Here is an 18,470-nt window from a genome sequence, read left to right on the forward strand (position 1 = left end):
ATGGCAAGATACTTGAAAAACAGATTGACTCACTCTAAAGCCAATGAAGTGCTTTAGTCTCCAACCATAAATCTATTTATTGTTTGGCTTATAGAAATGTAATTTTTAGACTTTATATGTTATTGCGTGTCATGGTATCCATTTTACATCTTTTGTAAAAAAATATAAGACCCTGTTTTTTAGGCTTTTCCTATTCGATATAAAGCTAGTAAGCCTAAAATATACCGAATCGAAAGTAATATTACATGACTACAGAATTACCCACTATTGTAGTTTCAGTGCTTTTAAACTATCTCTAATTTGCACCCGGAAGATTCAGATTAGCAGTATTGTATCCTTACAACAGGCAGAAAAGTAATTATGTGAACGGCATGTACATTCTGTAAAATGAATACCATCCTTGAAATAATCTGACAAGTAGCTAGTAAGATTTTTTGTATAGCCAATCTGTTTGATTTTGATTGTGCTTTTGCCTCTGTAACTCTATTTTTCTTTAGAAAGAATGTAACTGATAAATTATTCAGGTACTGATGTATTGTATATTGTTTAGATGGTATCCTATATGACGTTAAAAAACTTTGTACGCCAGAATGGCATTGTCCTATCAGCAGCCCTTGTTGGGATTCTGATTATACTATCCGCAGTAACGGTCTTTTATAACCGACACATAATGTCTACCACGACCTATGCTCAGAAACTGTCAGAAGCGATTTTATCGCATTCTATGGAAGTACAGAACCAGGGCCTGGTAAACTATGATAAAAACCTTCGTGGTTTCGGAATCACAAAAGACGATGGATTTATAGGCCATATCAGCTATAATGTTAGCGCTTCACAACGTGTAGCCGATACGCTGGCTAAAATTATTACAGAACAAAAGGCGCTTATGCCTGAATCTACCGTTAAGCTGGATTCCTTTCTAACTTCTTTGGCAGAAGTTAAAGGTGTATTAAAGAATTACCATCAGTTTGGGCAGGGCATGATTGAGATGCTCAAAGTAGACAGTACAGATGACTTTAAACGGGCATTGGCCGAAGACAGAGGATCACGTACATGGGGTGCATGGAATAGCCTGCATGTACGACTGGAAACATTTGAACATGCAGTTGCACAAAAAGCACAGACAGACTATGATACAGCTGTTAGCCGCAATGCCTGGATACAAGTATTACTTCTTATATTGGGACTACCTACTCTTTACTGGATTATCAATATTCTTAGAAGACAAGGTAGAGATCAGCAAGCTCTGCTTAAAAAACTTCAGGAGACCAATCAGCAGTATCTGTTTCATCCAGGTCATGAACATAACCGGAATGTGATAGAAGAATCCATGGAAAATCTGAAAAAGGCAGCTGTGTTTATAAAGAAAATTACCGAAGAAGAGGACGCACAATGGGAAGGATTAAATGACTCAAACCAGGCTCTGAATCAGAATAACCTGGTAGGTGAATTACAGAAGATGCAAAAACGCATGAAGGAGGTTAAGAAGGAGGATGCACAACGTAACTGGACCAATGAAGGCCTGAACTTTATGGGGGAACTGTTACGCAAAGAAACCGATCTGGATACCCTGACAAATGCTATCATCGCTGAACTGGTTAAATACATTGGAGCCAATCAGGGTGGATTATTTTTGCTGGCAGGAGATGATGACAAACCGTATCTGGAGCTAAAGGCCGCTTATGCCTATAACCGGAAAAAATACCTTCACAGAGAGGTTGCCATTGGCGAAGGTCTTGTAGGCCAGGCAGTACTTGAAAAAGACTATATATACCTGACAGATATACCTCAGGACTACCTGAAGATTACTTCCGGATTGGGGATGGCGAATCCTACCTGTCTGCTTATTATGCCGATGAAGGTAAATGAGAATGTACAGGGTGTAATCGAGCTTGCCTCTTTTGAGAAACTGGAAGGCTATAAGATTGCATTTATCGAAAAACTAGCCCAGCAGATGGCATCGACTATTGTATCTGTCAGAACCAATGAACGGACACGGCAATTACTGGATGATAGTCAGCAACAGGCAGAGGAAATGAAGTCACAGGAAGAAGAGATGCGTCAGAATATGGAAGAGTTAGCTGCTACCCAGGAAGAAATGTTTCGAAAAGAACAGGAGTATCTAAACCAGATTCAGGAATTACAGGATGCACTGCGTTCTCTACAAGAAAGAGAAGCTGTTTAACACATACCCTATTCAGATCTTATCAGGTCCTACACTTTTGCAAAGAGTGTAGGACCTATTTTGTTTATCGCGTTACGTAACCATTATGAAAACAACCAAAGCTGGCCTGATTTATCGGCTTGTAATGAGTCGGAAGAGGTATCTTCAAAGTTAGAGATAGAGATTCCCAGCAATCGTATCGGTTTGGATTCAGGGTCTGTCTTTTCCAGGAGTTGTAACGCAGTTGCCTGAATGGTTGACACATCCACAAACGGTACGGCAAAAGATTGGCTACGGGTGATCTGAGAGAAGTCGTTATATTTAACTTTTAGGGTTAGGGTTCTTCCTTTGGCATTGCTTCGTTGCAGACGTTCTATCAATTTCTGGCTGATATAATACAGTTCAGCCTCCATCTGTACCAGCAGAGTCAAATCCTCAGGAAAAGTATCTTCTACACCTAATGATTTGCGTTCACGAAAGGGTTGTACAGGCCTTTCGTCAATGCCACGTACAATTCTATAATAAAATGACCCCATCTTGCCAAAGATCCGGATTAGCTCCACTTCTGATAGCTTCTTCAGATCAGCCCCTGTATGTAAATGCATACTCTTCATTTTACGGGCAGTCACCTCTCCTACCCCAAAAAACTTCTCCACAGGTAGTTTTTCCATAAAAGTCTCAATCCGGGAAGGACCAATAAATGTAATTCCATTGGGTTTCTGCATACCTGAGGCAATCTTAGCCACAAACTTATTTACCGAAACCCCAGCTGATGCAGTTAGTTGCAGTTCGCTCAAAATAGCTGCTCGAATTTGTTCCGCAATTTCCATAGCAGAACCTATCTGCAACTTATCAGCAGTTACATCCAGATACGCTTCATCTAGTGAAAGGGGTTCTATCAGCTCGGTATAACGACTGAATATTTCCCGTATTTGCAGAGAAATAGTTTTGTATACATCAAACCGGGGATATACAAAGATGGCATGGGGACAAAGCTGACGGGCTTTGCTAGCAGACATAGCAGAATGCACCCCATATCGCCGAGCCTCATAGCTGGCAGTAGCGACAACACCTCTTCCTTCCGGAGAGCCTCCTACAATTACAGGCTTATTCCGATACTGCGGAAAGTCTCGTTGCTCAACAGAAGCATAGAAGGCATCCATATCTATATGTATAATCTTCCGCATAGCAGTTGGTTAATGTATCATTGTATTTCTCGGCCAACTTAAAAAATAATTACTCACAAAAATAGCGAATAAACCTTGTGTCCTAGCAGCACCTGTTATTCTATACTACCAAGTTTGCAGCGACTTTCTTACAGTTTTTCATTAATAAACTACCGATTTGTAAATAAGAGATCTTGTACAAAAAAACAGAATACAGTTTTATTTACCATTTTGTAAAATCTCATTCTGGCACAATGGAAAGGTACTATAGAGTCTTGTTGTCTAATCCATACCATTTTCAGAAACCACCTCTGACTTTACTATGTAATAATTCATACCAAATCAGATAAAGTTGTTAAAAAAGAGTCTTCTCTCTCTTCGTAAGAGAACAGAATATGTATTCATATGTTCTCTGTAATGAAGTATATTTTACCACTTGCCAACATAAAACTTCCATTTCAACAAAACACTTTCAAGGTTTTTGGGTTATACTTTACATCAAAACCATTGGATCTACCAGCTTTCAATTCACTGCGAGTCATTGGATAGTATAACAAAACAAGTATTTATTTTTACAATGTTTAGCTCCGCTATCTCTAGTCTGATAAGTAATAAAATATATCTTTTTATCTATATAGTTCACCTTTATATTCGCATATTGTATTAGTGTAAACATTGATTTTCAGCAGGCTATAGTCTAACTACAGAAATTCTACCAAAAAGCAAATTACAACATTCTGGTTACTAAAGATAGTACAATCTTACTGAGGTGAGTGACCATACCCATACCCACATCAATGAAGCATTTCTACCTTCTATTTATATTCATCTATCTGTCAGGATATGCCCAGATACTATCACAGGATAGTTTGAAACAGGAATTTCTCCATACAAAAGCCCATCAATACGAAACCTTTTTTGAAACGTTGGATGCACGCCTCACTCAACTTCCGATGAAAGAGGCATTGTCAATTGTACGAATCCTACAAAATGCTGGCAATTCGGATAATCCGGAAAAACTACAACATTATATAACTCAATCGTTGTTTCGTATTCATTATCAACAAAAAAACTATCTCCTGGCAGATAGTTTGCTGCAAAAAGATCTGATTCATACAAAAAAATACCATCTTATATCCGAACACGCAGAAACACTCCTAAACCTGGGAATGGTTTATAATACGCTCTATAAATATTCAGAGGCAACCCAATACATGCAACAAGCCTATCATCAGTTCTCTAGCCAGAATAAAAAAGCAAGAGCTGCTACAGCTCTGTATGAGTTGGGCAACCTGTGTCTCAAAATGCCAGAGCGAGATTGTGAAGAATATTTTCAGAAAGCGCTGGCGTTGGGTGGTGATTCATTAAAGAGAGTATATCACATCAGCAGTCTCAATACACTCGGATTAATCCAGAGTGGTAATAAAAGATATTCTCAATCACTTTCTTATTATCAGAAGGCCCTTGATCTAGCCGCTGCTACACATGATTCGGCCTGGATGGGTATAGTAAGAGGGAACATAGGGTTTGTATTACTTCAGACAGGCAGAGAGGATGAAGCCTTAGCTTATCTGCTGGAAGATATGGAGAGTGGTCTACAGCATAACGAGCTTTTATCAGCTGCTGCTGCTGCTGTGTCTATCAGTAAAATCTATCGGGACAAGAATCAACCAGACCTGGCAAAGAAATACTTGCTTCAGGGTATCGAACTTACCCAAAAAGTTGGCTTTCTGCCCGTACTCAAGCCTATGTATAAGGAACTAGCCTCTATCTATGAACAGGAAAAGCAGTATACAGAGGCTATAAAATACCTTCATCTGCAAATTCAGTTAAACGATTCGCTAGCCAAAAAGAGAAGAGAAATAGATGTTATCAAGATGCAATCTTCTTTTGATCTGCAGAAAAAAGAGAATGAAGTAAAAAACCTGACAGAAGAAAATGCACGACAGAAGCATCTTACAGTAATTGTCATCACCGGACTTACATTATGCCTTCTGCTGGTCATTTTAACATTACGGATTCGACAGAAAATCAAAATAAACCAACTACTGATCAGACAAAAAACAGATCTGGAAAACGAAGTTAACAATCGCACACACACCTTGCTGGAATATAATCACCAGCTCAAAGAGTTTTCCTTTATGACAGCTCATAACCTGCGCCGGCCTGTAGCTATGATATTAGGTTTGGGTCAGGTACTTCGACTACCAGATAATAAACCAGATGAAGAAAGGCTATATATCGAAAAGCTTATAGATACAACAAACGAACTGGATCTTGTACTAAAACAGATGAATGGCCTTCTCGAAAAGAAACAAGACTCAGTGATTGACAACTAATCGATCCAGTGTGCTTACATATTTCCTGGCTGGCAGTAGTACTACCGATCTACTATCCCCAAAACAAAAATTCTCCGAAAGATGCTTTCGGAGAATTTCAGTAACAAACCACTTACAACCTAAATTCGTATTTTTATATTTTTATCAGACGTTGCGCCTGAGGATATATCTGCTTGACTTACAATACAAAGATACTACATTCATACCCCCTTTGTAAAGTCATAATTCATTCATTACCATACACATATGCTTTCCTGCCAGATTTTTGAAACAAAAACATTCTATACCTTAAAATACTGATAAATAAGCAGATATAGACTTTTTTTGAATAAAAGAGAATAGTCGAAATTCAAAAAAGACTGCAGCGTACTGCATTCTGACAACATATCTTACATTCCCAATTTTATATTGCTATGCTTTTACACATTGTAACAGGTCACCTTCTCTAAAAAATACAACCGGCAAACCTTGCATAAAGAACTGATTGTCTTACAAGTAGTCAGTCCCGCAACACAGAGTCCTTTTATTTTTCAGCACACTTACAATTCAATTGTAAAAGCTTTTTCTCAATTGCTGAACTGGAAAGCAAATTTTCTTGCCTGATACGAGAAATACGAATAGTATCTACATCCAGTGTTGTTTTTATAGGGCGCATGATATCACAAGTCTCAAAAGTAAAAACAGGAGATATCACATAATAACTAACAAAAAAGATAAAATCTGTATAATTTATTTATGATAATTTACTTTTACATTTGCCAATTAGTAAGCATGCCTACACCACACTGTCAAATACACTATGATAAAACAACTATTTACTTGCCTGCTCGCAAGTCTTCTAGTAATCACTTCCTGCGAGACCAACACTGATGATACACCTACACCTGAAATACCAACTCCTGAAATACCAACTCCTGAACAAACCTGTCAGCTTACTCAAAGACAAACTACTACTCAAGATCCGGATGGTTCTATAACTTCATATACCTCAAGTATGGAATATGATACACAGAAAAAACTTACAGGTTTTACGACTTTGTATTCAGATGGCCGTATCCTGAAAAATTTCTATCGATACAACTCAGAAGGTTTCTTAACAGAAGAAGAAACCACTATTGAACCAAGAGAGGGCTTTTATTGGGTTACACAGTATGAATACACACAAGACAAACTAACCAAAATAAAAGACACCTATAAATCATCTGGGTTGGAGAATGATTATGAGGACACCTACAATACAGATGGATGGCTTATATCCAGCATACAAAACATAACAGATACAAATGCGGGAGAAAAGTTCTTCTCAAAAAAGAATATTTTGCATCAATATACAAATGGCAAACTAACATCTATTGTGGAAGAAGAAGTCACTAACACAGGTAGCTCGTCTGTAACCTATTCTATTGAAACTGATGCAAAAGGGTTGTTACTATCTAAATTGGCTGCCAATAGTGATAAAACAGTATATCAGTATAATGCGGATGGGGAGCAAATACGATCCGAACATTATTTTAATGGTAAGATGGACTCATATACTGTAGCTGAATACGATAATAAAGCAAGAATAGAAACTATCATCAGTCCTTCATTTAAAGGACATTCTACTAAAAGTATTTATGGCTTAAAAAAACATAATAAGACAAAAGAAGTACAATATACTATAAAACCAGATAATACAACTGATGAGAAATTACGGACTACTTATGAGTATGAATATGATCCAAACGGAAATCCTCTAAAGAGGATCCAAAAAGTTACTTCTTTTGGAAAAACTACCACTACTACAACTACCTATACAATTACCTGTCCTTAGTTCTAGTATTTATCTTTACACTAAATGCAAAAGGCCGGGTAGAGATATCTGGCCTTTTGCATCACCATTACATGGGAAGACAAAGTCTAAATTTTTTATTGTTGAAATCCTTGAGAAACTACTTTACCATGTCTATTTATTTCAATAGAATACCCACTCCATTTATATTTATCAAATCTTTCCCCATTATTATTTAAGCCTAACGAACTATAGGCTAAATCATAGCTTACTATAATTGGAATCTTAAATGTATCTGTAACCTTAAAATATCGACTAGATGCATCTATTGCTTTTCGTGCATCACATTCTCTACAAAAATCTAATACAACTAATGTGTTTGATTCAAAACTTAGCAGCCTTATATAATATTCATCATTTTGAATTTTTAACTCTTTAAACATTTCTTCTTCATAGAGTTTTAAGCCCTTTGCCAATTGTTCATTCCCATCTTTACCAAAGTCATAATATACTGTTTTACTGTCGTTATTAGTTCTTTCTTTTATACAAGAGGATGAACTGGAACTGTTACAACCAATAATAGTAAGTCCACAAAGTAGAATAGGCCTGATAGATGAAGTTTTTGGTAGATTCATTGAATAAAATATGTATGATTCTCCTATTGTTTGCTGATTACCAGAAATATACAGACCCCTCTTCGTTCAGATATACTGCCAATACATTATATATACCTATTTGTTGTAAGTACCCAAGCAGCATAACTAACATTTTATAGATTTACCCTGAACTACGATTATCGAACTTTATGCATGCAGAGAAAATAACCATAAGACAGAGCATCACTACACAAGTTGTATAAATAGTAATCGATATTGTCAATAAATCTTTCTGGCATGGTTTCAATTGTCCACAGTTATTCAGTCCACTTATGATATTTCGGGGCTTTTTTAAAAGGAAATACCATCTTACAGAAATTTACTTCCCTTGTTACTCCATGCCTCTACTCATCTTCCAGTCGATAGAGATCCTTGATGCTACTTGACTGAAAATCATACACAACCCTAGGAACACGATAATCCTTAGCGGGATGTTCCTGGTAGCTCGCTAAAGAATCTTGTATCCATACATAACTGCCAATATCTGAACTTAATGCCCAAAAACGATCCTGTTTATCCCAATATAGCCCCCATCGCATGACATCACCTATACTCTTTTTTGATTTGATAATATGCTTCCCTTGTTTATTGGTTATCTCATAGTTCACTATACCGTCCTGTAAGTCAACTTTTAGAGTAATCCCCTTTTCTTGATATCTATATATTCCAGGAGATTTTACTAATTCTCCATGCCAATCATCAACCTGTTGGATTCCACACCCATTTAGGATACCAGCTATAAGTAATATGAATGAAACAGTGAAGCTTATATTTTTTTTCATAGGCTTATGGTTTGTATCTCATTTTAAGGGATATGAATTTGATATTTTTTGCATTTGGGAAAAAGAATTTAGTCATTTTTGAAGCCAAAAAAATTAAAGAAAACAGAAACAGTCTTTTCAGTATTCAAGTAGCTCACCTTTCCAAGGCAGTTCTGTGGTTGCCTTCCAGGAAGCGTGCACATAATGGACACTATAAAGCTCATCGTCAATTTTATTTTCCTTTAAAAATACTTTATAGGCTTTTGCATTTGTAAATTTATACACCTTCTTTATTATCACATCAATAGCCACATAATTCTCTCTGTTATAAGGAGTATAAAATAAAATGTAGTTATTATCATAATTTACAGAGTCTACTGTAAACGTTTCTAAAAAATCTCTGGACTGAAAGCTCCAGCCAATACATCTGACTTTACTAAAACAATCAGCTGTAAGTAATCTATAAGGCTTTACAATGGGTAACCTCCAGACATCAAACCCTTCCATCTGATCCTTATAAAAATCGTGTTTAGATTCTGCACAACTCCCCAGCATGAGATACAACAATGCTAGGAAAGCCTTAGAAAAAACCAATTTACATTTATAACTCATGGTAGTTTTGCTTGCATGTATGGATTTGTCCCAAATATTTATATTACTAGTCTGCTAGTTCAAGTTGTATCAACTCACCTTATGGATGTAGATTCGTAGCTGTTTTCCATATCCGGATTGAAGATATTATTGGCAACAAAGCGTTCGCAAAATCGAAGATAGTACTTTTGTGTATCGGGTGCATAGATACTTTTGTACTCGATCTCAATAATCAGCGATTCCAGATGATGTGCAGTGACAGAGTTGAAAAATGAGGTAGTATGTGTGCTGGCGCTATCCGAGGCAGGTTGTAATAGTTTCCCATCAGTACCCAAAAGAAACAGCGATTGGTTCTCGCCAATTACATAGTTTGGTTCCAGCACTGTAAGATCCTGAAAGGTATAGGGAGCTAAAAAGCTTTCGTAGGCGGGTATCCAGGAGGTATCTGGTTTATGGGCTTTCCAGGCACTTTCATCTTTATAGTACCGAAACGACTGGATCAGAGCCGGACCAAGACCCACATTCTTCAATACAATGCCTTTATGGGGTTCACTATCCTTTTTCAGAAACTCAATAACCAGCAAAGGCCTATACTCAGCAATCTGGATATCCTTTTGCTGGCTACAGGAAACGACCAAGGCCAGAATGGAAACAAATAAGGCAGCAAGATCAACGATGTGTTCCTGGAGTTGCACTTTTAATTTTTTCATTCGACCAATTTATCAATTTTATGTCAATGTCCTGAATTATAACCTATATAGTAGACATACATGGATATTATAATAAACAATGCATTGATAGTTGAAGTCAAATTCTTTATGGATAGACTACAGAGGTAGTTAAATAGCTCAAATTCTCTCTGAATAGAAATTCGTCAATCATAGGGATTTGAGCTAAAATTGGGCTGCTTGGTATTGGAGGATCAGGCGTTCTATTTTTATTTGTTTCTTGATTGATAACTGATAAGATAACAAGTTCATTGGCATAAAGAGGTACTACACTGCCCATACAGAAAAGAGCCATATATACTTCCTCAGCGCTTCCGAGTTGTTACACATACGGAATCTTAAAAGCAAAGCTGGAGATAAAGAAAGGCCGTTATAATATACCGTTTGGTCATCCACTGCTGATGGCCTCAATTGTTGCTTCAGGTCAGTATAGTAAGCCACAAAGGTAATAATGATACCTGATCCTTCATTATCTCTGATTCAGTAGCAGTTTAAAAAACTTTTATTATTGGATCTGAGACTATGTTGTGCGAAATGTTGGACAACAAAAAAGGGTTATAACTTTTTCAAGTCATAACCCTTTGATTATTAGGAGCCCCCTGCCGGGATCGAACCAGCGACCTACTGATTACAAGTCAGTTGCTCTACCAGCTGAGCTAAGGAGGCTTTCCTTATTTGTTTTATTTACTTCGTCCGTGTACCGGATTTGTGATGCAAAAGTAGTCGTTTGAGTAATATGAGTCAAGAGTCGATTCAAAAAAAATTATAAAAAATTTTCAAAATTTTCTCAACTTATTCATTCACAAACCATTACAAATCATAAAAAAGTTTAATTTGTTGCTTCAGATCACTCAGTTCCTTCTCTGCTGCCTCAATCTTAGAGGTAAAATCTTTCCGGAAAGCATCTGCATTTTTTGAATTTGCAAAAAACTCCAGGTTATTCTTCCACAAGGCAATGTCATTTTCCAGTTGCGTAATCTTACGGCGCATAGCTTGCTCTTTACGTTGCAGATCACGAGCCGCATGTGGATTATTCTTAGAAATCTTCAGTTCGCTTGTAAGAATAGCCTTGGCACGTTCTGTATCTGATAGTCCTTGTGTATTCTCCAGGAATTTCTTCACTGCTTCAGAATAACGCTTCCGCATAGAGTCCATATTCTTACGAGGCACGAATCCTGCAGCCTCATATTGCTCACGCAGTGCTTCAAAAGCAGCTACATCCGTACTCTTCTCTTCGGCAAGCTTTTCTATCTGTGCACAAATATTCAGTTTTACCTCCAGGTTTTTCTCAAACTCACGCTCTGTCTGGTTCCGCTGTCCACGACGACGCTCAAAGAAGGCATCACAGGCTTGTTTGAACCGTTCAAAGATTGCATCCCGGAATTTTTCTGATACCGGACCAACTTCTTTCCAGCGTTGTTGCAATTCTTTGATTTTATCAGCAGTAGCCTCAAAATCATCGTTGTCTTTCAGTGCTTCTACCTGCTCACACAACGACGTTTTTATCTTCAGATTCTCTTCACGTGCAGCTTCCAGATGACGGAAAAACTCGTTTTTATGATGAAAAAACTGTTTGAATGCGGCCCAGAAACGTTTATTGATTTCTTTGGCTTTTTCTCTTGGCAAAAGGCCAATAGCATCCCAACGTTTTTGTATTTCCAGTATCTCTTTTGTCTTATCGTTCCAGTCGCTGATTTTGTCTGACTGAAAGGCAGCGTATGGCTCTACCTCTGTACACAAAGCAAGCTTGGCAGATACATGCTGTTCCATCTGCTGACGAACCGCTTCCATTTGCTCCTTACGCTTGTTGTACACAACATCCGAAGCAGCTTTAAACCGTTGCCAGATGGCGTCTTGTTCTTCACGTGGTACAGGGCCTACATGTTTAAACTCTTCATGTAGCTCGTTCAGTTCTTTTACTACAGATGAAGAAGCATCCTGCTGAGCTAACTTTTCAGCTTTCTCACAGATGTCAGCCTTCAGCTCCAGGTTCTTCTTACGATCCAGTTCTTTGAGCTCAAAATAAATGCTTCGGTTGCTGTAAAAACGTTCAACCAAGGCATTGAAGTTAGCCCATAGTTCCTGTCCCTGAGCCTGAGGTACAGGTCCGGTAGTTTTCCACTCTGCCTGAATCTTTTTCAATTCAGCCACACTGGCGTTACTTTCTTCGCTATCTACTAGTTGACGCAGACGTTCCAGTAAGGCAGCTTTTGCCTGTAGATTTTGCTCTTTGCTACGCTCCTGGTCCTGAATCCACTTCACTTTTTTCTCTTTCAATTGGCGGCACAGATTCTCAAACCGTACAGTCAAGCCATCGTACTTATACTCAAAGTCCTCTTTGTCTCCTCCACTGGCAATGAATTTTTCCAGAGCAAGATTCTTTTCCACTTCTTTCATCTCGTCAAAAACCGGCTTGGCATGACGCATCACTTCATCGATCTGCTTTTGGTCTTGTCCGGCCAAAGCATCTTCAGCCAGCTTCACAAAGTCTTTCTTTGTAAAACTTGCGTAATCGATGTGATGTTCTTCTACATGCTCATGTTCAGCTTCTAACGTTTCCGACTGGCTTTTATCCAATTCTTCGTTCTCCGCATTAAGTTGTTCTGTGTTCATTCTCAATCAGTTTCGGTCTTTGGGTATTGAGTATTTACAAAATTAGTAAAAAAGTATCTCTGTCAAATGCCAATACTCGAATAAGGCTTAAAAAATATTACTTTTGCCTTCGTCTACAGTACAAAGGTGCTACTTTTATTTATTAAAACCATTTTTTACAAAAAAAAACTCACACAAATGAATACCCCCCTCCATTCACTGGCTGACATTCGCAAGGAATATACCCTTAAAGAACTGGATATAACTACTACTTCGGACGATCCTTTTGCTCAGTTCCAGCAGTGGTTTAATGAAGCCATTGGTGCCAAGGTACCCGAACCGAATGCGATGCATCTGGCAACAGTATCCGCAGAAGGACATCCATCCGGACGTATTGTGTTGCTAAAAGGGCTGGATTCAAAGGGATTTACGTTCTTTACCAACTACGAAAGCCGTAAAGGACAGGAAATGAAAGGACATGAATTTGCCAGTCTAACCTTTTTCTGGCCGGAACTGGAACGACAACTACGCATTGAAGGACACATCGAAAAAGTTTCTGATACAGAGTCTGATATCTATTTTCAAAGTCGACCACGCGGAAGCCAGATTGGTGCCTGGGCTTCGCCTCAGAGTACAGTTATTGAAAGTAGAGATATCCTGGCCGAAAAACAACACCAACTGGAAGAGAAATTCGGCACAGATCAACCCATTCCCCGCCCTCCACACTGGGGTGGTTATCGGTTACTACCCCACTGGCTCGAGTTCTGGCAAGGTCGCCCCAGCCGCCTGCATGACCGGATTGTCTATAAACTCACAGAAGATCACAGCTGGATCAAACAACGACTAGCACCTTAATAAAAGGGGCTATAAATAAAGAAAAATCCTCCTCTCTGTCCTCCTGGAAGGAACTCGTGGCAAGACCGGTGGCCTTTCCGAGTGGAGTGTGTTTTTTCTCTCAGAAAGTAAACGCAGCTCTATTTGTCACAAGTTTCTTCCAGAAGGGCTGGGATGGTATTTTGAGTGGTTTTCTTACCTTGACAGCATTGAACGGACGCTTGTGCCCATTTTGAGAACAGCTTCCGTTGCGTTGGTGGGTAAAATCCTGTTTGGGTACTATCACAAACCTGAACTTGGCTCTATTTGTCCCAACGCAACGGACGTTGCTTTCAATATAGGTCCGAACGGACGTTCGAACCAGCTCCTTTCCATTTGAACCAGTACCTCGTATAAGTATATCCTCTAGCATCAGAACCGTGTAGATCCTCTTTCAAATCTGTTGTTTTTTTTCAATTTACTTACCTCTTCCATTCAAAACATCACCTATCCTTGAGAAAATAAATGAGTCACTGTATCCGCATACAGACAATCATTTAGTATGTTGTGGCCCTGCTGTTAGCTTTAGTACAGTCAGTAAGTAACTCAATACTCTACCATTAATCCAGCTTATGTCTGCCAAAACAATTATTTCTGCAGAGCAACAACGTCTCAATCAAAACGCTACCCACCCTGTACCTCTCGAAAAATGGGGACCTTATTTAGCTGAACGACAGTGGGGTACAGTAAGGGAAGATTATAGTAGTGATGGCAATGCCTGGAACTACTTTCCATTCAAACAATCGCATGCACGGGCTTATCGGTGGGGTGAAGATGGGATTGCAGGGATTTCGGATTTTGGTCAAAACCTCTGTTTTGCTCTCACTCTCTGGAATGGCAAAGATCCACTATTAAAGGAACGCCTGTTTGGCCTTACCAATGGGGAAGGCAATCATGGCGAAGATTGCAAAGAACTCTATTATTATCTGGATAATACGCCAACGCATTCCTATATGCGTTTTCTATACAAATATCCTCAGAACGCATTCCCGTATGAAGATTTAATCCGTACCAATGCACAACGGGGGAAATCAGATCCGGAATATGAACTACTGGATACAGGTATATTCAATGAAAACAAATATTTTGATGTGTATGTCACCTATGCCAAGAATGATCATGAAGATATCTGCATAGAGATCGAGGTGTTTAATCAGAGCGAAGAACCCGCTGATATTACGCTATTGCCTACTCTCTGGTGTCGTAACCGATGGCTTTCTGGTGACCTGCATCCCAGACCTACCATACAGGTAGCTGAGGCAGATGCAGACTGGCAGATGGTATCTGTAACACATGGATTTATAGGCACCTATCATTTTTACTTTCCCAAACCTGCCGAAGACTTACTTTTTACAGAAAATGACTCTAATCTCGAACGTTTATTTGGAGTACCCAATCCATCTCCCTATGTGAAAGATGCTTTTCACGATGTGATCATCCAAGGAAACAATACATTACTAAAAGATAAACTATCAGGAACCAAGTTTGCACCTGTGTATCGGGTCACGGTTTCGGGCAAATCTTCCCAGAAGATTTATTTCCGACTGAGTAAAGAAAAGCTGGCGGGAGATCCTTTTGCAGGCATTGAACAAACGTTTGTGTTGCGTAAACAAGAGGCAGATATTTTCTATCAGTACTTTGCACCTCTGAATGCAACCGAAGACGCCAAAAACATTCAGCGGCAAGCCTTTGCCGGGTTATTATGGAGTAAACAATATTACCAGTATGATGTGGAACGGTGGCTGAATGGTGATCATGGACAGCCTGCACCTCCGGAAAGCCGGAAATATGGACGCAATGCCAACTGGAAATATATTAAAAATGAAGATATTATCTCAATGCCTGACACCTGGGAATATCCCTGGTATGCAGCCTGGGATCTGGCCTTTCATTGTGTTACCTTTGGGCTGATTGATCCTGCCTTTGCCAAAAACCAGCTTATTCTTATGCTTCGCGAGTGGTATATGAATCCAGAGGGCCAGATTCCAGCCTATGAGTGGAACTTCTCGGATGTGAATCCTCCTGTGCATGCATGGGCAGCTCTTTCTGTGTATCGGATTGAGCGAACTATACATGGCAAACACGATATCAATTTTCTGAAACGAATCTTTCAAAAGCTGCTGATCAATTTTACCTGGTGGGTAAACCGCAAAGATGAAGATGGAAACAATATCTTCTCAGGAGGCTTTCTCGGTTTGGATAATATTGGAGTACTCAATAGAAGTGCTATTCCTCCCAATTGCCATATTGAACAGGTAGACGGAACTAGTTGGATGGCTATGTACGCCTTGAATATGATGGATATTGCACTGGAAATTGCCGTCTATGACAAATCGTTTGAAGATGTAGCTACCAAGTTCTATGAACATTATGTGCTGATAGCAGAATCCTTGAATGAGGCATTAATGTGGGATGAAAAGGATCACTTCTTTTATGATGTATTGTATCATCCCAATGGAGAAGCTATACCTATGAAAGTGCGTTCTGTAGTAGGATTGAGCGTATTGTTTGCAGTCTCTATCATAGATGTAAAGAAAATGACTCCTTTGCCAGACTTTATCAAACGGATAGCCTGGTTTAAGAATTATCGCATCAAAACGGGAAAATATCTTCCCAATGAAGAGACAAAAGATGGCGACTATATTCTGATTTCTCTGATTCCAAAAGAAAAGCTTATTGGCATACTGGAAATTATGCTGGATGAAGAAGAGTTTCTTGCACCCGGAGGCATACGTGCGTTATCTAAATATCATGACCAACACCCCTATTTTATTCATCTGGATGGGATAGAACATACGATTCGCTATGATCCGGGTGAATCAACGTCCTATATGTTTGGCGGAAACTCAAACTGGCGTGGACCGGTATGGACACCAATCAATTATCTGCTAATCAAGGCATTGAAAAAATACCATCAGTTTTATGGAGACTCTGTAAAACTCGAATTTCCAACACGTTCAGGCAACTGGATGACACTGGGAGAAATTTCCAATGCACTGGCAGAAAGAATGGTGCATATTTTTGAAAAAGATTCAGCAGGCAATCGTCCGGTACATAAGGATCATGAAGCGTTTTATAGTCGTCCCGAGAATCAGGATTTGCTCTTGTTCTACGAATACTTCCATGGAGATACTAGCAGAGGTATAGGAGCCTCACATCAAACCGGCTGGACTGCTGTTATTGCAGAACTGATCAATGATGATGCATGGGAATGGGAATGATTTTTTATACTGTTTTAGCAACACTATGAAACTATCTGTTAAACAGACAAAATAATTTATCAGAAATCAAACCAAACTTTCAGCACAATGGTTATTTTTGCTTAATAAGCATTTTTAGCCTCGGATACAGAAATCACACTAGATAGATCTGAATTGTCTGGTACTCAATATTATTCATTTTTAACTTTTTAAATCTATGGCAACTGTCAAACCATCAACGACCACTAATATTGGAATCAATGAGAAAAATCGTGCAGGTACAGCGCAACTGCTGAATCACCTGCTTTCAGATGAATTCGTTCTTTATACAAAAACCCGATACTATCACTGGAATGTAACCGGACCACGTTTCCACAATCTACATCTGTTCTTTGAAACCCAATATACTGAATTGGCAGAAATCATTGATCAGGTAGCAGAGCGGGTACGTCAACTAGGTTATTTTGCGTTTGGTACACTGGAGCAATTCAAGAAAACAACTCGTCTGAATGAAAACTACGGAGAGGTTCCGTCTGATGATGATATGATCCGTAACCTGATGGAAGATCATGAAACGATCATTCGTCAGTTGAGAACAGATCTTGAAAAAGCAGATGAGAATTTCCATGATACCGGTACCAATGACTTCCTGACCAGTCTGATGGAACAACATGAGAAGATGGCATGGATGCTGAGAGCACACCTGCAATAACGGAACAAGTCTCTTTTAGCTAAGCTATCAAAAGCCACTTATCTTTCCAGAAATGGATAGGAATAAGTGGCTTTTGACGTATAGGAAGTATTTTATTCATTTTCTTTTTGGAAATTATTTTGCCTGATTCAAGTCATATGTAAATTACCAGTTGGCGGATACATCCACGGCTCTATCCATAGGCCCAAGCATAATCGCAACAAACGCAAAACATGCGAAAAAATAATGGATAAAAAGCATGTGGCCGAAATAGGATTGCTTGTACTTTTGAAGTATATATAACCAGATTAGGAAAGACCCAATAGCATATATAAAGTAGGCCCAGCTCTCAAGTGTATATATACTATAAACATAGGTATACTCTGCCATCACGGTTCCACGATAATTTATTGGTCCAGATTCTTGTACTGTAAAAAGATAACTCACTGGACTTAAATTAGCATATCGTATCAAAGGAAAAAAGACACCTACAATAATTGCCTGACACCCGACAATTGGTAGTACTCGTCGGTAAGGAGATAGTAAAAAGCTTTTTATTAAATTAATAAAACCAATTCCTCCGGGAATAAAAATTACAAGAAATAACAGGAGAGCCAGAATACTATTTACTCTTGGAAAAAAGGCAATGAGTAAAGAAAAAGCAATAGCATGAACCCACCAGAGAGGGTGTGTGGAAGAGGTAGGCTCTGCATTATCAGCAGATAGAGATTGTTCTTCAGTAGTCATATACCAATACTTGTGATAAGAAATGTTTCGCTTCTTACCACAAGAATAAAGCCAGATTACTAAGCAGTGGTGGTCGGAAGAAATTCCGACCCCTTACGTTTTAAAGACTTTGTTGGGATCTCCACCCGCCAGTGTGATCATGATAGTGGTTATAAGTTCTCTGAGTTGTAAGACAACTCTTCTTTTTGCCG

Annotated in this window: 13 protein-coding genes and 1 tRNA gene; 6 read left to right on the plus strand and 8 right to left on the minus strand. The window is 38.8% G+C overall.

Annotation, left to right across the window (positions count from 1 at the left end; genetic code table 11):
• The first annotated feature begins 562 nt into the window (after positions 1-562).
• Positions 563-2,185: a GAF domain-containing protein gene (locus tag QNI15_RS28675; protein ID WP_314002455.1), complete on the plus strand. Its 1,623-nt coding sequence runs from the start codon at positions 563-565 to the stop codon at positions 2,183-2,185.
• Between the two features lie 83 nt (positions 2,186-2,268).
• On the opposite strand, the gene dinB is transcribed toward QNI15_RS28675, so the two are convergent.
• Positions 2,269-3,351 (minus strand): DNA polymerase IV, encoded by a 1,083-nt coding sequence (dinB, locus tag QNI15_RS28680; protein ID WP_314002453.1) that lies wholly within the window; start codon positions 3,349-3,351, stop codon positions 2,269-2,271.
• A 776-nt stretch (positions 3,352-4,127) separates the two neighbouring features.
• On the opposite strand from dinB, the gene QNI15_RS28685 reads away from it, so the two are divergent.
• Both QNI15_RS28685 and QNI15_RS28690 read left to right on the plus strand, forming a co-directional pair.
• Entirely contained in the window at positions 4,128-5,669 is a 1,542-nt protein-coding gene (locus QNI15_RS28685; protein WP_314035106.1) for a tetratricopeptide repeat protein, read from the plus strand.
• A gap of 799 nt (positions 5,670-6,468) precedes the next feature.
• Positions 6,469-7,482: a hypothetical protein gene (locus QNI15_RS28690; protein ID WP_314035108.1), complete on the plus strand. Its 1,014-nt coding sequence runs from the start codon at positions 6,469-6,471 to the stop codon at positions 7,480-7,482.
• Between the two features lie 95 nt (positions 7,483-7,577).
• On the opposite strand, the gene QNI15_RS28695 is transcribed toward QNI15_RS28690, so the two are convergent.
• The 6 genes from QNI15_RS28695 to QNI15_RS28720 form a co-directional block, all read right to left on the minus strand.
• The gene (locus tag QNI15_RS28695; protein ID WP_314002447.1) at positions 7,578-8,075 is read right to left on the minus strand and encodes a hypothetical protein; all 498 of its coding nucleotides are present in this window, start codon (positions 8,073-8,075) and stop codon (positions 7,578-7,580) included.
• A 365-nt stretch (positions 8,076-8,440) separates the two neighbouring features.
• A complete protein-coding gene (locus tag QNI15_RS28700; RefSeq protein WP_314002445.1) occupies positions 8,441-8,878 on the minus strand; it encodes a hypothetical protein in 438 nt (145 codons plus the stop codon).
• 117 nt (positions 8,879-8,995) lie between these two features.
• Positions 8,996-9,469, minus strand: coding sequence for a hypothetical protein (locus QNI15_RS28705; protein WP_314002444.1), 474 nt, complete (start codon positions 9,467-9,469; stop codon positions 8,996-8,998).
• 74 nt (positions 9,470-9,543) lie between these two features.
• Positions 9,544-10,158: a hypothetical protein gene (locus QNI15_RS28710; protein WP_314002443.1), complete on the minus strand. Its 615-nt coding sequence runs from the start codon at positions 10,156-10,158 to the stop codon at positions 9,544-9,546.
• 611 nt (positions 10,159-10,769) lie between these two features.
• A tRNA-Thr gene (locus QNI15_RS28715) sits at positions 10,770-10,842 on the minus strand.
• A gap of 144 nt (positions 10,843-10,986) precedes the next feature.
• Positions 10,987-12,789 carry a DUF349 domain-containing protein gene (locus QNI15_RS28720; protein ID WP_314035110.1) on the minus strand — a complete coding sequence of 601 codons (1,803 nt, stop codon included), beginning with the start codon at positions 12,787-12,789 and terminating at the stop codon, positions 10,987-10,989.
• Between the two features lie 177 nt (positions 12,790-12,966).
• Between QNI15_RS28720 and pdxH the strand changes: the two genes are divergently transcribed.
• From pdxH to QNI15_RS28735, 3 genes are all read left to right on the plus strand, one after another.
• Positions 12,967-13,623, plus strand: coding sequence for a pyridoxamine 5'-phosphate oxidase (gene pdxH, locus QNI15_RS28725; protein ID WP_314035112.1), 657 nt, complete (start codon positions 12,967-12,969; stop codon positions 13,621-13,623).
• Between the two features lie 590 nt (positions 13,624-14,213).
• The gene (locus QNI15_RS28730) at positions 14,214-16,862 is read left to right on the plus strand and encodes an MGH1-like glycoside hydrolase domain-containing protein (RefSeq protein WP_390902219.1); all 2,649 of its coding nucleotides are present in this window, start codon (positions 14,214-14,216) and stop codon (positions 16,860-16,862) included.
• A gap of 196 nt (positions 16,863-17,058) precedes the next feature.
• Positions 17,059-17,553, plus strand: a complete 495-nt coding sequence (locus QNI15_RS28735; protein ID WP_313996079.1) for a Dps family protein — start codon at positions 17,059-17,061, stop codon at positions 17,551-17,553.
• Positions 17,554-17,697: 144 nt separating this feature from the next.
• Here QNI15_RS28735 and QNI15_RS28740 read toward each other — a convergent pair whose 3' ends face one another.
• On the minus strand, positions 17,698-18,279 hold the full coding sequence (locus QNI15_RS28740; RefSeq protein WP_313996076.1) for a hypothetical protein: 582 nt from the start codon (positions 18,277-18,279) through the stop codon (positions 17,698-17,700).
• Between the last annotated feature and the right edge of the window lie 191 nt (positions 18,280-18,470).

The organism is Xanthocytophaga flava (assembly GCF_030068545.1).
In the GTDB taxonomy this organism is placed as follows: Bacteria; Bacteroidota; Bacteroidia; order Cytophagales; family 172606-1; genus Xanthocytophaga; species Xanthocytophaga flava.

Coding starts and splice junctions, on each gene's coding strand:
- QNI15_RS28675 (WP_314002455.1), top strand. CDS start 563: ATGACGTTAAAAAACTTTGTACGCCAGAATGGCATTGTCCTATCAGCA.
- dinB (WP_314002453.1), bottom strand. CDS start 3,351: ATGCGGAAGATTATACATATAGATATGGATGCCTTCTATGCTTCTGTT.
- QNI15_RS28685 (WP_314035106.1), top strand. CDS start 4,128: ATGAAGCATTTCTACCTTCTATTTATATTCATCTATCTGTCAGGATAT.
- QNI15_RS28690 (WP_314035108.1), top strand. CDS start 6,469: ATGATAAAACAACTATTTACTTGCCTGCTCGCAAGTCTTCTAGTAATC.
- QNI15_RS28695 (WP_314002447.1), bottom strand. CDS start 8,075: ATGAATCTACCAAAAACTTCATCTATCAGGCCTATTCTACTTTGTGGA.
- QNI15_RS28700 (WP_314002445.1), bottom strand. CDS start 8,878: ATGAAAAAAAATATAAGCTTCACTGTTTCATTCATATTACTTATAGCT.
- QNI15_RS28705 (WP_314002444.1), bottom strand. CDS start 9,469: ATGAGTTATAAATGTAAATTGGTTTTTTCTAAGGCTTTCCTAGCATTG.
- QNI15_RS28710 (WP_314002443.1), bottom strand. CDS start 10,158: ATGAAAAAATTAAAAGTGCAACTCCAGGAACACATCGTTGATCTTGCT.
- QNI15_RS28720 (WP_314035110.1), bottom strand. CDS start 12,789: ATGAACACAGAACAACTTAATGCGGAGAACGAAGAATTGGATAAAAGC.
- pdxH (WP_314035112.1), top strand. CDS start 12,967: ATGAATACCCCCCTCCATTCACTGGCTGACATTCGCAAGGAATATACC.
- QNI15_RS28730 (WP_390902219.1), top strand. CDS start 14,214: ATGTCTGCCAAAACAATTATTTCTGCAGAGCAACAACGTCTCAATCAA.
- QNI15_RS28735 (WP_313996079.1), top strand. CDS start 17,059: ATGGCAACTGTCAAACCATCAACGACCACTAATATTGGAATCAATGAG.
- QNI15_RS28740 (WP_313996076.1), bottom strand. CDS start 18,279: ATGACTACTGAAGAACAATCTCTATCTGCTGATAATGCAGAGCCTACC.